The organism is Reyranella sp. (assembly GCF_052439685.1).
GTDB lineage: Bacteria > Pseudomonadota > Alphaproteobacteria > Reyranellales > Reyranellaceae > Reyranella.
This window is the reverse complement of record NZ_JBQVQG010000001.1, coordinates 66,895-80,760: the sequence shown is the minus strand read 5'-3', so window position 1 is coordinate 80,760 and position 13,866 is coordinate 66,895. Positions and strand designations below refer to the sequence as shown.

General features: G+C 65.9%; 13 protein-coding genes. 7 read left to right on the top strand and 6 right to left on the bottom strand.

Annotation, left to right across the window (positions count from 1 at the left end; genetic code table 11):
* The first annotated feature begins 103 nt into the window (after positions 1-103).
* Positions 104-652 carry a sigma-70 family RNA polymerase sigma factor gene (locus ACT6UX_RS00360; protein WP_444773154.1) on the top strand — a complete coding sequence of 183 codons (549 nt, stop codon included), beginning with the start codon at positions 104-106 and terminating at the stop codon, positions 650-652.
* Positions 649-1,284, top strand: coding sequence for an NrsF family protein (locus ACT6UX_RS00355; RefSeq protein ID WP_444773153.1), 636 nt, complete (start codon positions 649-651; stop codon positions 1,282-1,284). Before ACT6UX_RS00360 ends, ACT6UX_RS00355 begins: the two co-directional genes overlap by 4 nt.
* On the opposite strand, the gene ACT6UX_RS00350 is transcribed toward ACT6UX_RS00355, so the two are convergent.
* Entirely contained in the window at positions 1,238-2,179 is a 942-nt protein-coding gene (locus tag ACT6UX_RS00350) for a LysR family transcriptional regulator (RefSeq protein ID WP_444773152.1), read from the bottom strand. The genes ACT6UX_RS00355 and ACT6UX_RS00350 overlap by 47 nt on opposite strands.
* Before the next feature lie 88 nt (positions 2,180-2,267).
* Here ACT6UX_RS00350 and ACT6UX_RS00345 point away from each other — a divergent pair, with 88 nt between their 5' ends.
* The 3 genes from ACT6UX_RS00345 to ACT6UX_RS00335 all read left to right on the top strand — a co-directional run bounded on the left by ACT6UX_RS00345 (position 2,268) and on the right by ACT6UX_RS00335 (position 5,721).
* Positions 2,268-3,008 carry a sulfite exporter TauE/SafE family protein gene (locus tag ACT6UX_RS00345; RefSeq protein ID WP_444773151.1) on the top strand — a complete coding sequence of 247 codons (741 nt, stop codon included), beginning with the start codon at positions 2,268-2,270 and terminating at the stop codon, positions 3,006-3,008.
* A gap of 67 nt (positions 3,009-3,075) precedes the next feature.
* Positions 3,076-3,873: a class II aldolase/adducin family protein gene (locus ACT6UX_RS00340; RefSeq protein ID WP_444773150.1), complete on the top strand. Its 798-nt coding sequence runs from the start codon at positions 3,076-3,078 to the stop codon at positions 3,871-3,873.
* Positions 3,874-5,721, top strand: a complete 1,848-nt coding sequence (locus ACT6UX_RS00335; RefSeq protein ID WP_444773149.1) for an ABC transporter ATP-binding protein/permease — start codon at positions 3,874-3,876, stop codon at positions 5,719-5,721. It abuts the gene before it with no gap.
* A gap of 14 nt (positions 5,722-5,735) precedes the next feature.
* Here the strand turns inward: ACT6UX_RS00335 and ACT6UX_RS00330 are convergent, their stop codons facing one another.
* The 3 genes from ACT6UX_RS00330 to ACT6UX_RS00320 form a co-directional block, all read right to left on the bottom strand.
* Positions 5,736-6,218: a DUF3237 domain-containing protein gene (locus ACT6UX_RS00330; protein ID WP_444773148.1), complete on the bottom strand. Its 483-nt coding sequence runs from the start codon at positions 6,216-6,218 to the stop codon at positions 5,736-5,738.
* 5 nt (positions 6,219-6,223) lie between these two features.
* Entirely contained in the window at positions 6,224-7,012 is a 789-nt protein-coding gene (locus tag ACT6UX_RS00325; RefSeq protein ID WP_444773147.1) for a hypothetical protein, read from the bottom strand.
* Positions 7,013-7,310: 298 nt separating this feature from the next.
* Positions 7,311-8,477 (bottom strand): acyl-CoA dehydrogenase family protein, encoded by a 1,167-nt coding sequence (locus ACT6UX_RS00320; RefSeq protein WP_444773146.1) that lies wholly within the window; start codon positions 8,475-8,477, stop codon positions 7,311-7,313.
* Between the two features lie 53 nt (positions 8,478-8,530).
* On the opposite strand from ACT6UX_RS00320, the gene ACT6UX_RS00315 reads away from it, so the two are divergent.
* Complete coding sequence (locus tag ACT6UX_RS00315) at positions 8,531-9,508, top strand: Bug family tripartite tricarboxylate transporter substrate binding protein (RefSeq protein WP_444773145.1); 978 nt, start codon at positions 8,531-8,533, stop codon at positions 9,506-9,508.
* Positions 9,509-9,530: 22 nt separating this feature from the next.
* Entirely contained in the window at positions 9,531-10,556 is a 1,026-nt protein-coding gene (locus ACT6UX_RS00310; RefSeq protein ID WP_444773144.1) for an amino acid ABC transporter substrate-binding protein, read from the top strand.
* Positions 10,557-10,652: 96 nt separating this feature from the next.
* On the opposite strand, the gene ACT6UX_RS00305 is transcribed toward ACT6UX_RS00310, so the two are convergent.
* Together ACT6UX_RS00305 and ACT6UX_RS00300 are read right to left on the bottom strand one after the other, a co-directional pair.
* A complete protein-coding gene (locus tag ACT6UX_RS00305; protein WP_444773143.1) occupies positions 10,653-12,245 on the bottom strand; it encodes a GMC family oxidoreductase in 1,593 nt (530 codons plus the stop codon).
* A 13-nt stretch (positions 12,246-12,258) separates the two neighbouring features.
* Positions 12,259-13,728: an FAD/NAD(P)-binding protein gene (locus ACT6UX_RS00300; RefSeq protein ID WP_444773142.1), complete on the bottom strand. Its 1,470-nt coding sequence runs from the start codon at positions 13,726-13,728 to the stop codon at positions 12,259-12,261.
* Between the last annotated feature and the right edge of the window lie 138 nt (positions 13,729-13,866).

Here is a 13,866-nt window from a genome sequence, read left to right as displayed (position 1 = left end):
CGGAGGTATGTGCATCGTCGTTACAGACGCCCCACTTTCTTTTTTCGCCAAAGCGCCTGTAATGTTCTCTCCATCCAACACGAATGCGTGAAGAGTAGGCCCGTTGTCCGATCCGGAAGATCTCTCCGCGCTGATGCGGGCGGCCCGGAAAGGGGACGACGAGGCGTACCGGCGCCTGCTGCTCCGCGTCGCGTCGTGGTTACGCGCGGTGGCGTCGCGCGGGCTGGCGGCGGCCGGTCGGCCGAACGCGGATTGCGAAGACATCGTGCAGGAGACTTTGCTGGCCATGCATCTGAAGCGCGACACATGGGACGAGACCCAGCCGCTGCAACCCTGGCTGCGCGCGATCGCGCACCACAAGCTGGTCGACCATCTGCGCCGCCGCGGCTTCACCGATCACGTCAACATCGACGACCATTCCGAGACGCTCGCCGCTCCTGCGTCTGCGGAAGCGGGAAGCGCCCTCGACACGCGGCAGATGCTGGCCGGCCTGCCCGAGCGCCAGCGGCGGATCGTCGAAGGTATCTCCATCGAGGGGCAGACTGCCCGGGACGTCGGGGTACGGCTGGGCATGAGCGAGGGCGCCGTCCGGGTCACGCTGCATCGCGCTCTTCGCGCGCTGGCCGAGGTCTATCGCAAGGACAGGACATGAGAACCGAACAGCTCGTAGCATCCCTGGTCGCCGACCGTGTCGGATCTGCGAGGCCGCTCGGACGCTCCGTGGGGCAGGCGCTCCTGGCGGGCGCGGCGGTTTCGCTCGTGATCTTTGCAGTGGAATTTAAGCCGCGAGTCGATCTGGCGGCTGCCTTCGCGACCTGGCGGTTCGACGCCAAGCTCGGCTTGGTGCTGTCGGCCCTGGTGGCGGCCTCTGCCGCCTGTCTTGCCATGGCGCGGCCGGTGATCACCGTACAGTGGCGCTGGGCCGTGCTGCCGGTTCTCCTCATCGCGGTGGCCGCACTGGGGACCGAACTCGCTGTGCTTCCGGCCGGGACCTGGGAGGCGCGTCTGGTCGGCAGCAACGCGCTCGTGTGCCTGACGGCCATCCCGCTCTTTGCGCTTGCGCCTCTGACGGCGCTGCTGCTGGCGTTGCGTCGCGCGGCGCCGGCTTCTCCGGCCCTGGCCGGTGCCGCTTGCGGTGCCCTTGCCGCCGCGGCCGCCGCGGTCATCTACGCATTCCACTGCTTCGACGACTCGCCGCTGTTCGTTCTTACCTGGTACACGCTGGCCGCGATCCCCGTCATGCTCGTCGGCGCTGCCATCGGGCGCCGCCTGCTGCGCTGGTAGCGGGTCTTTCGCCCACCTCGAGCAGGGCTTCGAAAAGCCGCCGCGCGGGCTTCGCAAGTCGCCGTGAGTCGCGGACATGGAGAGCGAGCTCGCGCATCGCCCAGGTCTCGGAGAGTCGGACGGTGGCAAGCGGCAGAGCGCGACGGTGGCGCGAGACGGTTGCCTCCGGCACGATCGCGACGCCGACGCCCGCTGCGACCATGGCGCAGACAGTATCGAGGCTGCTGACCCGGACGCGCAGCCGCAGCGCGCGGCCGATGCGGGCGGCCTGCATGGCGACGTGCTCGTCGAGCGCGGTGCCGCGCGGCAGGCCCACGAAATCCAGCTCGAGCAGCTCGGCAAAACCCGTCTGCCGCTTCCTCGCCAGTCGATGTCCGGCCGGCACGGCGAGGACCAGCCGGTCGATGCGGAAGGGATGGCTCTCCAGTCCCGGAGCAGAAGCGGCCTGCGATCCGATGCCGATATCGGCATCGCCGGCGGCGATGGCGGCACCGATCGCCCGGCTCTCGCGATCCTCGAGGTCGATGTCGATCGTCGGATTGGCGGCGAGGAAGGGCGCCAACAGCGCCGGCAGATGCTCCGAGAGAGCCGAGGTATTGGCGAGGATGCGGATGCTGCCTTTCAGGCCGCGCGAATAGGCGCCAAGGTCGCCGCGCATCGTCTCGATCTGCTGCAGCACGATGCGGGCGTGGTCGAGCAAGCTGCGGCCCGCGTCGGTCGGTTCGACGCCACGGCGTCCGCGCTTCAGCAGGGGAACGCCGAGCACATCCTCCATGCCGCGGATCCGCGCACTGGCTGACGCCAGGGCGATGTGTGCCCGCTCGGCGCCCCGCGTGATGCTGCCGGTTTGCGTCACGTGCAGGAACAGCCGCAGGTCGATGAGATCGAAGCGCATGGAAGTCTCCTCTGCCTCCGGATATTCCGAAGGCATACTCTGGATTCTCCGCATTGCGAAGCAAGCGGCTGGCGGCCAAGGCTGCCTCATGGGCCCTTCCATCCTCGCTTTCGTCCTCACCATCTTCGTGCTCGCCGGGTTCGCCAAAGGTGTCATCGGGCTCGGTCTTCCCACCATTTCGATGGGCCTGCTGGCCCTGGTCCTGTCGCCGGTCGAGGCGGCGGCATTGCTCATCCTGCCATCGCTCGTCACCAACGTCTGGCAGATGGTGGACGGGCCGCATCTCAAGTCTCTCCTGCGACGACTATGGCCTCTGAACGTCGGTGTCTGCCTCGGGACGTGGGCGGGCGCAGCCTTCCTGTCGGGGCTGGGCGGAGCGTATGGCGCGGCGGCGCTCGGGATCGCGTTGATCGCCTACGCCGTGATCGGCCTGGCTGCGCTGAAACTCGTCGTGCCGCCGGAGCTGGAAACGTGGATGGGGCCGCTCGCCGGGGCGAGCACGGGCGCGATCACAGCCGCCACGGGAGTCTTCGTCATTCCCGCGGTGCCCTACCTCCAGGCGATCGGTCTCACAAAGGATGAGCTGGTTCAGGCCCTGGGCCTGTCATTCACCGTGTCGACCCTGGCTCTCGCCGCTACCCTCGCACGCAGTGTCGACCTCGATGCCGGACTCGCCTGGCCATCGGTAGGTGGCGTCGCCGTGGCTCTGGTGGGGATGCGACTGGGGCAGGCCGTGCGCCTGCGTTTGTCGCCAGCCACGTTCCGGCTGTGGTTCTTCGCCGGGCTTGTGGCGCTGGGTGCCTATCTCGCAGCGCGCGGGCTGGTTTGAGCGGTCGATGGACGATCGCGGAGGCCGGGTCTAGCTTCCGGAACCGTTTAATTCCTGGAGCGTTTCCATGGCCGTGCACGCCCTCAAGACTTCAAAGGTTGCCAACCTCCGGTCCAATGTCTCGCCAGAGGAGTGGCAGGCACGCGTCGATCTGGCCGCGTGCTATCGCCTCATCGACCTGTACGGCATGTCCGATCTGATCGCGAACCATATCTCCGTACGGGTGCCGGGTGAGCACGACGCTTTCCTAATCAATGCCTATGGATTGCTCTACGAAGAGATCACGGCGTCGAGCCTGCTGAAGATCGACCACGAGGGTAACATCCTCGCCAAGCCGGAGTTCGACGGCGGCCTCGAGTACGGCGTCAACCGCGCCGGCTTCGTGATCCACAGCGCCATTCACATGGCGAAGCCCGATGTCGGCTGCGTGATCCACACTCACACCTGGCCGGGCATGGCGGTCTCGACGATGGAATGCGGTCTCCTGCCCAACACGCAGACCTCGATGCGCTTCGCCAGGATCAGCTATCACGATTTTGATGGCGTCGTTCTCGACCTTGCCGCTCGCGAGGCGCTGGTGGCGAGCCTGGGCGACAACAACGCGATGATCCTGCGCAACCATGGCCTGTTGACGACCGGTGCGACGATCCCCGAGGCGTTCAACGCCATGCATCGGCTGGAGCTGAGCTGCAAGACGCAGATCGCGGCCATGTCGTGCAACACGAAGCTGATCGACGTCCCGGCCGAGGTGGTCGAGGCGACCTACGTGAACTACCAGCCGAAGACCCGGCGGCCGTTCGGCCTGCTGGACTGGCCGGCGCTCCTGCGGAAGCTCGACCGGATCGATCCGGGCTTCCGCGACTGATTGGATACACCGCACAGCTCCGTACGCGCCTTCGCGGCCGTCGCCAGTGGATACTGGACGGCCCCGGGATACCGTGCCGTCGCCTGGATGCTCACCGGCGGCCTCCTGATTCTCGGCGTTGCCAATGTCGGCATCGCCCTGTGGCTCAACATCTGGAACCGCGACTTCTTCAATGCGCTCGACAAGCGTGACGTGGTCGAGCTCATGCGGCTTCTGTGGGTACTGGCCGCCATCGTCGTTTCGGCGGGCGTCGCAGTGGCGATCCAGCTCCACGTCAAGCGGCGGCTTCAGATCAACTGGCGCTCCTGGCTGTCGCACGTGACGGTGCTGCGCTGGCTCAATGCCGGCCGGCAGTACCAACTCGGCATGCTGGCCGACGAAGTCGACAATCCCGACGGGCGCATCGCCGAGGATATCCGTGTCTCGACCGAACTCGCCGTCGAGTTCGCGCAGAGCATCCTGCAGTGCGTGCTGCAGCTCGTCACTTTCCTCAGTGTGCTGTGGGTCCTATCGGGCACGATGCCGATCAGGTTGTTCGGCCTGGAGTTCGCCCTGTCGGGCTACATGGTGTGGGCGGCCGTCGCCTACGCCCTTATCGGCTCGCTGCTCACCTACTTCCTGGGGCGCGGCCTGATCCATGCCGGCAATGTCCGTCAGAGTCGCGAGGCCGACTTCCGCTCCGGCCTGACGCGGGCGCGCGAACATGCCGAAGGCATCGCCCTGATGCGCGGCGAGGACGACGAGCGCGAGCGTTTGCGCGGCTCGCTCTACGACCTGCGTTCAGCCTGGAACGTGCAGACCCGCGGCCAGGGAAATCTCTCCCTGCTCACCAGTTCGCTCGCCTACCTCGCCCCCATCGTGCCGCTGATCGTGGCGCTGCCGCGCTATCTCGGCGGCGAGATAGCGCTGGGTGGACTGATGCAGACGGCGCAGGCCTTCTCCAGTGTGCAGTGGGCGCTGTCCTGGCTGATCGACAATTTCCCGAAGTTCGCGGAATGGCGGGCGTCGACCGATCGCGTGGTGCATCTCCATGTGGCCCTGACCGACCTCGAGGAAAGCAGCGAGGCGACCGACGAGGCCCGGATCGTGGTCCACCCTGCGGGCGATTCGGACCGCCTGCTCATGCGTGAACTGGGCGTTGCCCGCCCCAACGGCCAGATGCTGGTCGCCGAGGCGGAGGTTGAGATCCAGCGGGCGGAAAGGGTCCTGATCCGCGGCAAATCAGGCAGCGGCAAAAGCACGATCATGCGGGCGGTTGCCGGAGTCTGGCCTTGGGGCAGAGGCGCCATCCACCTGCCCACCGGCGCGATCACGTTCATGCCGCAGAAGCCGTATTTCCCGCTGGGCACCCTTCGGGACGCGATGCTCTACCCGGCCGAGCCCGAGGGCGGAATCGACGACGAGGCGCTGAAGGACATGTTGCACAAGGTCGGCCTCGACCATCTCCGCGACCGCCTCGACGAAACGGAGCGATGGGATCACATACTGTCCGGCGGCGAGCAGCAGCGCGTGGCCTTTGCCCGGGTGCTGGTCCATAGGCCCGATTGGATCTTCATGGACGAGGCCACTTCGGCTCTCGACGAGGCGGGCCAGGAGAACGTCATGAAACTCCTGATCGAGGAACTGCCGGAGACATCGGTCGTCAGTATCGGCCATCGCCCCGGACTTGAAGTCTTTCACACGCGAGAACTGACGCTTGAGGCCGGCGCCGACGGCACCAGGCTCCGGGCCGATGCCAGCCAGAGGTCGCTGGGCGATCTCTATCGCAAGATGGCGGCGGCCAGCCGGGCTGCGCCGCGCGACCCGGGGTTCTGGGCCACCCTGCGAGCCAACCTTCTGGGTCGCTGATATCAGCTTTTGAGTCAGAGAACCTCGTGGAAGCCGATCGCGATCCGGTCGGGCGCGCGCGTGGCCACGCCGACGAAGGTCGCCCGCTCGAGCCACTGGAGCGAGGGTTCCGCCGTCTCGAAGCGCGGTGCCGTCCGGAAGTGGTAGCTGCCGGGCGGCGGCAACTCCCCTTGGGCCATGCGCGCAAGAATGTCCGGGCTCGCGACTCGCAGGCCCTCGTTCTGCACGTAGACGAGGGCGCCTGAACTGCTGCGGATCGTGTAGCGCGCCACTACTTCGATCGTGCCGTCGGGCCGGACGATCTGCCAGTCGGCGCCGCCGGGCAGGATTTCTCCTGCGAGACGCGGGCCCTGCACCTCGCCGCCCAGGATGTCGATGATGCGCCGGTGACCACGGGCGGTCTGGCCGAGATCCTGTACCGGACCCACCTTGGCCTTGATGGCGAAGGCGAAGCGGAGCGCCGGTGGTGCTGCAATGAAAGTGTCAACGTCGGCCATCAGCGTCACCTGACCGAATAGACGAACGAGCCGCCGGTCGAACGGCCGCTTCCCGTGGCGGCGGGAATGCTCATGGCTTCATAGACGAACAGGATGAAATCGCTGAACGCCTTGCGCCCATCGAATGCGTTCTGTCCGGGCACGGCGGGACATTTTCCCCCGGAGACTCCGCACACGTAAAAGTCCTTCGACCCATAAGAGCCGACCCTGACCAGATCCCCGGTCTTCTCGTCCGCAGAGCGGATGAAATGGTATTTCAGGTTTGGATTGACGTAGGGGCGAAGGCTGGACGCATTGAGATCGTCGATGCACACGATGCAGTTGGGCCCCTGGGTGAAGGTCGGGTCGGCGTGGATAACGCGCGGACGCAAGGGGCCCGCATGATTGTCCCTGCAGCCATAAAGTTTGAAGATCACGTTTCCCGACTGCGGCGAGACCGCCTGGGCCTGGAGGGGGTATTCGCAGAGAAACTGCTTCTCAGCCTCTTCCTGGCTGAGCGCGGTGTTGGGATCGGCGTGGGGCAGCGTTCCGGTGGCATACTGGTAGAGCGTGCGCAGACGACCCAGCTGGTTGGACGAATTGGCCGGGACCATCGTCCAGCTCTGGTTCCAGGCATCCGTCACCTGAACGCCCAGTGAGGGACTGGCAGCTCCCAGGGTGCTGGTGGTCTGGGCGGTCGGGCGACCTCCGCCGCTCGTCAGGCGGGTCGCCGTCGCCAGGGAAGGTCCCAGAGGCACGCTGATCGACGGCGAGACGGAATTGGCCGTCTGGGCTACGCCGATCGAGATCGTCACCTGCGAAGGAACGAATTCGGGATCGTCGATCGCCTGGGAAAGGTTGAAGAAGATCTGCCTCTTCGTCAGGGAGTTCAGCGAGGAAGCGAGGTCCGCGGTATTGTAGTTCAGCTGCGTACTGGCACAGGCCGAACTCAGCAGACACGCCCCGACGCATATCAAGTGTCGAAGCGAAAAAGTGCCCCCCAGCATGCATAACTCTCCGCGGATACGCTCTTGAACGTCATTCCACTCTAGAGAGTCCGCCGCGCGCCATCCAGTTGCACGGCGCGCGGCGTTGCAAATTGTCGGAGTCCACTCAGCCGGCGTTGGGTTTGCCGAGCAGATGATCGGAGATGATGCGCTGCTGGATCTCCGACGTGCCTTCGAAGATCTTGGTGAGGCGGGCATCGCGCCAGTAGCGCTCGACCGCATGCAGGGTGGTGTAGCCCGCACCGCCGAACACCTGCAGCGCCTCGGACGTCACGCGCTCTGCCATCTCGGACGCGAAGAATTTCACCATGGCCGCCTCCTTGTCGCAGCGGCGCTTCTGGTCGATCTCGTCACAGACGAAGTACATGAGCTGGCGCGCTGCCTCGATCTCAGTCGCCATGCGGGCAAGGCGAAAGCGCGTGTTCTGGAAATCGCCGATCGCCTGGCCGAACTGACGACGCTCCTGGGCATAGGCGGTGGCGTCCTCGAGCGCACCGCGGGCGAGCCCGATCGCGCGCGCGGCGGTGTGGGCGCGCGCGCGCTCGAGCCCGGCCGAGATGTAATAGAAGGCGCGGCCTTCCTCGCCGATCAGGGCCGAGCCGGGCAGCCGGCACTCGTCGAAGGCCAATTCCCAAGTCTTCCAGCCGAAATAGCCGATCTTGGGAATGGGCGCGCCCTTCACGCCCTCGGGCAGAGTGCCGCGTGGCTTCTCAATCAGGAAGGAGGAGAGGCCGACATGCTTGCGCTTGGGGTCGGGCGCGTCGGAGGTGCGGGCGACCAGCATGATGTAGTCGGCGCCATCGGCGAAGGTGCACCAGTACTTGTTGCCCGTGATCACCCAGTCGTCGCCGTCCCTGCGGGCGCGGCAGGCGATGCTGCCGAGGTCGGAGCCGACATTGGGTTCGGACATGGCGGCGGCGCCGAGAAATTCACCGCGCGCGGCGCGAGGCAGAAAGACCGCCCGCTGGGCCTCGGTCATGCCGCGACCGGCGCTGAGGCCATTGCCGCGGGCGATGATCGAGGCCACGCTCATCCAGCCGCGCGCCAGCTCCTCTGTGATCAGGCAGTATTCGAAGACGCCGAGGCCCAGGCCGCCATACTGCTCGGGGATGACGATGCCGAAATAACCCATGTCGGCCAGCTTCTGGATCAGCTCCGGCGGGATGTCGCCCTTCTCCGGGTCGAGCCTGTTGGCGACCGGCAGCACTTCCTTCATGACGAAGGCGCGCGCCGTTTCCTGGATCATGCGGCGCTCGTCGGTCATGTAACCCATGTCATTTCCCCGTTTCTTGCATCGGCATCGTAACGAACTTCGAGGAGATCACAGTGCGCAGAATCCTGCTTGGCGCTACAGCGCTTTTTCTCTATGCGGCATCTGCCGTTTTCCCGGCGGCGGCACAGGATTGGCCGACCCGGCCCATCAACATCGTCATGGGCTTCCCTCCGGGTTCCGGCACCGATGTGGTCGCGCGTATCCTCCAGCCCTTGCTCGACAAAGCCCTCGGGCAGCGCATCGTGATCGATTACAAGGCAGGCGCCGGCGGCAACGTAGCCTCCGACTTCGTCGCGAAAGCCAAGCCTGACGGCTACACGTTCCTGCTGGGCACGGCCGGCACGCACGGCATCAATGCCGCCCTCTACAGCAAGCTGCCGTTCGAGGTCGAGAAGGACTTCACGCCGATCTCGACCCTCGTCGACGTCTCGAACGTGCTGGCGATCAATCCCAAGGCGATCGACGCCCGGGACGTGAAGGACTTCATCGCCAAGGTGAAGGCTGCCCCCGGCAAATACAACTATGCCTCGACCGGCAACGGCGCCGGCACGCATCTCGCGTTCGCCGAGTTCACCGCCAAGGCCGGGCTCGACATGGTGCATGTGCCCTACAAGGGTTCGCCGGACGCCATCCAGTCCGTCCTGAACGGCGACACCTGCTGCATCTTCGCCCAGGTGCAGATCGCGATGCCGCAGGCGGCGGCCGGCAAGATGAGGTTGCTCGGCGTCTCGACGAAGAAGCGGGTGCCGGCGATTCCCGACGTGCCGACGATCGACGAGGCGGGCCTGCCGGGCTTCGAGAGCTATACCTGGTTCGGCCTCTTCGCGCCCAAGGGGCTCGACTCTGCGATTGCACAGAAGATGAACCTGGCGATCAAGGCGGCGCTCGCCGATCCCGAAGTCCAGAAGAAGCTGGTCGAACTCGGCAACACGCCACGCTACGAGACGATCGAGCAGTTCCAGGCGACGGTCGCGCGAGATCGCGCCAAGTGGGCCGACGTCGTAAAGTCGGTGGGCGCCAAGATCGAGTGATCGAGCGACGAGGAGACGGGCGATGCGAAGGATACTGCTTTCATTGGCACTCGGGACCGCCACGGTCCTTCAGTCGGGCCATGCCATGGCCGGCAAGGACCTCGACGCCGTACGGGCGCGCGGGCAGCTCGTCTGCGGCGTCGCCGTGGGCGGCATTGCCGGTTTCATGACGGTCGACAATCAGGGCAAGTGGACGGGCATGAATGTCGACATCTGCCGTGCCGTTTCCGCCGCCCTCTTCGGTGACTCCGAAAAGGTGAAGTACGTGCCGCTGTCCGGCCAGCAGCGCTTCACGGCGTTGCAGGCGGGTGAAGTCGACCTCCTGTCGAACAACTCGACCTGGACCCTGACTCGCGACACCGCGCTCGGCCTCGATTTCGTCGGCGTCACCTACTATGACGGCCAGGGCTTCATGGTGCCGAAGAAGCTCGGGGTGAAGAGTGCCAAGGAGCTGAACGGCGCCTCGATCTGCGTCCTGACCGGCAGCACGTCGGAGCTCAACATCGCCGACTATTTCCGCACCAACAAGATGAGCTTCAAGCCGGTTCTGTTCGAGGATCCCGACCAGAGCCGCAGTGCCTTCTTCACTGGTCGGTGCGATGCCTATTCGGGGGACCAGGCACGCCTCTACGCCACGCGCGTCGCCAATGCGCCGAATCCCGACGACTATGTCGTGTTGCCCGAAGTCATCTCGAAAGAGCCGCTGGGACCGGTCGTGCGCCACGGCGACAACCAGTTCGAGGACATCGTGCGCTGGACACAGTTCGCGATGGTCGAGGCCGAGGAGGCCGGCATCACCTCGAAGAACGTCGACGAGATGCTGAAGAGCGACAATCCCTCGATCAAGCGCATCCTCGGCGTCACCCCCGGCATGGGCAAGGCGCTCGGAGTCGACGAGAAGTGGGTCTACAACATCGTCAAACAGGTCGGTAATTACGGCGAGAGCTTCGAGCGCAATGTCGGCTCGGGCTCATTGCTGAAGATTCCGCGCGGCCAGAACGCGCTGTGGACCCAGGGCGGCCTGCAGTACGCGCCGCCGATCCGCTAGGACGGGCAAAGTCCGGTCGCGTTGCCGAAGGCCTCTGCGTTTGAAAAGCTCCCATCGAGACGACGGGGAATTTTCCTTGTTGATCCGTTCAAAGCTTCAGCGCGCATCCTCGCGGATCATCGCCGCGCCCTTTTCGCCGATCATGATGGTGGGCGCGTTGGTGTTGCCGGTCGTCAGGGTCGGCATCACCGAGGCGTCGATGACCCGGAGGCCCTGGATGCCGTGCACGCGCAGGCGCGAATCGACGACGGCGCGCGGATCCTCGCCCATCCGGCAGGTGCCGACCGGGTGGTAGAGCGTGTTGCCGGCGCGGCGGGCATAGGCCAGCAGGTCGGCATCGGTCTTCACATCGGGACCGGGCTGGATCTCGCCCTCGCTGTGCTGGGTGAGCGCAGGCGCGGCGAAGATGCGGCGGGTATGTCGAAAGCCGCCCAGCAAGGCCAGCTCGTCGGTATGTGTGCTGAGATAGTTCGGCTTGATGTGCGGGCGCGCGAAGGGATCTGACGAGGCCGCCATGATGGTGCCGCGGCTGTCGGGTTTCACGACGCAGACGACGCAGCTCATGCCCGGCTGTTCGTCGAGCTGGCCGAACTTGATCGGATGCGAGCTGCCGGGTGTGAACAGCAACTGCAGGTCGGGCGAGGCGAGGCCCTCGCGGCTGTCGCAGAAGACCTGTGCCGTCGTCACGCCGAAGGTGAGCGCGCCACGGCCGGTGAAGGCGAAGCGCAGGATCTCCGGCAGCACGCGCGGGAAGCGCGAGACCTCGTTGACGGTCTCGGCGCCCTTCACGCGATGCACGACGCGCACGACATAGTGGTCGATCAGGTTGGCGCCGACGCCGGGCAGGTCGTGCACCACCGGGATGCCGAGCGATTGTAGATGCGCCGCCGGCCCGATGCCGGAAATCTGCAGGATATGCGGTGAGTTGACGGCGCCGCCCGCGACGATGACCTCGCGGTTGGCCCGCACCTCGGTGAGCTTGCCGCCGCGCTGGAAGGTGACGCCGACGCAGCGCTTGCCCTCGAACATGAGTTTACCGCCCTGGGCATCGGTCTCGACGCGCAGGTTCGGGCGGGCGCGCGCTTCACGGAGATAGGTCTGGGCCGTCGAGCCGCGCCAGCGGCCGCGTCGGGTCATCTGCGAATAGCCGACCCCCTGTCGCGTCTTGCCGTTGAGGTCGGGATTGAACGGCATGCCGGCCTGCTGCGCGCCTTCGACGAAGCGGTGGGTGAGAGGCAGGATGGTACGATAGTCCTCGACCTTGAGCGGGCCGTCCTGGCCGCGCACCTCCTTGTCGCCACCTTGTACGTACTGCTCGGACTTCATGAAGTAGGGCAGCACGTCGTCGTAGCTCCAACCGCGGCAGCCCATCTGCGCCCAGTTGTCGAAGTCGGCCGGCGCACCGCGCACATAGAGCATGCCGTTGATCGAGCTCGAACCGCCCAGCGTTCGTCCGCGCGGCCACTCGATGCGGCGATCGCCCGAACCCTTCTCCGGCTCGGTCGTGTAGTTCCAGTTCACCAGCGGGTTGCGGATCAGCGAGCGGATGCCGGCCGGGATGTGGATCATCGGGTGCCAGTCGCTGGGGCCGGCCTCGAGCAGGATCACCGACGCGCCGGTCTCGCTGAGGCGCGCCGCAACGGTGCAGCCCGCCGATCCCGCGCCGACGACGACATAATCCGCCTGCATGTTTCTCTCCCTTTCAGAGCGTGCCGGATCGCTTTTCGCGCGGCACGAAATAGTCGGTCGGTGCGAGTTCCGGGTCTTCCTGAGCGTGCATGTTCCGTACGTGCGTCTCGACGTCTTCGCGGAACAGCGCATGCGAGATCGATTGCACGAGGCGCGTCGAGCCGACGAAAAGTCCGGGAATGTCACCGGCCAGCGCGCCATGACTGAGGATGCTGCCCCAGTTGAACAGATGGATGTCGCCCAAGAGTGGCGTCCGGCCCGGCACCTTCTCCATCAGCTCGAAGCCGGGGCCAAGATAGGGATAGCGTGCGGCTTCCGCGTTGGTCTGTGCCTCGACAGGCGTGCGCCGGTCGGCCCACAAGGTGACATTGTCGGCAAACGAAGCGAGTTCCGGCCGCCGCGCCAGATCGATGTCGAAGCCGGTGCCGATCAGCACGGCATCGAAGCGCTCGGTGGCCTTGGCCGTCTTGACGGTGACGCCGTCGGCGTCGATGACCATGTCCAGCCAGGGCTCGGCGAAGCGGAAGGCGAAGCCCGGCAGCTTCTGTGCCCGCAGCACGGATTCATGAGGCGGCGGCGAGCCGGCGGCCAGCATGTAGGTGTAGATCTTCCAGCGCCAGTCGTCGTCCAGCATGCCCTGGCCGCGCTGGAAACCGGGAAAGGACACGCCCTTCGACTTGTTGACCTGCGGCAGGTGCGGTCGCCGTGCGTAGCAGATCGCCTCGCGCGCGCCGGCTTCCAGCGCCGTGCAGGCATTGTCGATCGCCGTCGCGAGCACGCCCAGGATGCCGAGGCGCTTGCCCTTGAGCTTGGTGAAATCGATCTCTTCCAGGGTGTGATAGACGCGGGTTTCGCGAGAAGGATCTTGCGGATCGAACGACGGGAGAGACGGCCAGCGGAAGCCGCCCGATCCGTCGCGGCCATTGGCCAGCACGATCTTGCGCACGAGAATGGTCTCGCCCGTCGACAGGCTCGCCTGCAGGAAGTCGCCGGCGGCCTCGACCTTGAGCAGCGACACGCCGTTCTCGACCTTCAGGTCGACGACCTTTCGGACCCACAGGAGATAGGAGAGCCAGTCCAGGCGCGGGATCTTGTAGAGCTTTTCCCAGCCATCGGCGCCGTGCTGGGCCTCGTACCAGGCGCGGAAGGTGAGGGACGGCACGCCGAGATCGGGACCGGTGAGGTGCTTGGGCGAGCGCAGGGTCGGCATGCGCGCCGTCGTATTCCACGGCCCTTCCTGGCCGTGGCGATTGCGCTCGATCACGCGGATGTTGCGGATGCCTTCGCGCAGCAGGCCCCAGCCGACGGTTTGGCCGCACATGCCGGCGCCGACAATCAGGACGTCGAGGACGGGCTTTCCGTCAGGGCCGGTTCTGTCCGGCACCCAGTTGGCCGGCGGATAGTTCAACCGCGCCAGATCGTGGCGCGCAACTTTCTCCAGTTCGTCCAGTCCCGCCGAATGCCGCTCGACAATTCCATCCATGCCGTGCTTCCGACCCTCCACACATTTCCTTAGCAGGGCCGCCCCGATGATTGAACTGCCGTGCCTCTGCGGCCTGTCGTATCACGGGGAGGAATTGGACGGCCGTCGGCGCCAACTCCGGATGCCACTGGCGCCTCA

Bases quoted from the DNA above. Each gene is read 5' to 3' on its own strand.
- ACT6UX_RS00355 (WP_444773153.1), top strand. From the start codon at position 649: ATGAGAACCGAACAGCTCGTAGCATCCCTGGTCGCCGACCGTGTCGGA.
- ACT6UX_RS00350 (WP_444773152.1), bottom strand. From the start codon at position 2,179: ATGCGCTTCGATCTCATCGACCTGCGGCTGTTCCTGCACGTGACGCAA.
- ACT6UX_RS00345 (WP_444773151.1), top strand. From the start codon at position 2,268: ATGGGCCCTTCCATCCTCGCTTTCGTCCTCACCATCTTCGTGCTCGCC.
- ACT6UX_RS00340 (WP_444773150.1), top strand. From the start codon at position 3,076: ATGGCCGTGCACGCCCTCAAGACTTCAAAGGTTGCCAACCTCCGGTCC.
- ACT6UX_RS00330 (WP_444773148.1), bottom strand. From the start codon at position 6,218: ATGGCCGACGTTGACACTTTCATTGCAGCACCACCGGCGCTCCGCTTC.
- ACT6UX_RS00320 (WP_444773146.1), bottom strand. From the start codon at position 8,477: ATGGGTTACATGACCGACGAGCGCCGCATGATCCAGGAAACGGCGCGC.
- ACT6UX_RS00310 (WP_444773144.1), top strand. From the start codon at position 9,531: ATGCGAAGGATACTGCTTTCATTGGCACTCGGGACCGCCACGGTCCTT.
- ACT6UX_RS00305 (WP_444773143.1), bottom strand. From the start codon at position 12,245: ATGCAGGCGGATTATGTCGTCGTCGGCGCGGGATCGGCGGGCTGCACC.
- ACT6UX_RS00300 (WP_444773142.1), bottom strand. From the start codon at position 13,728: ATGGATGGAATTGTCGAGCGGCATTCGGCGGGACTGGACGAACTGGAG.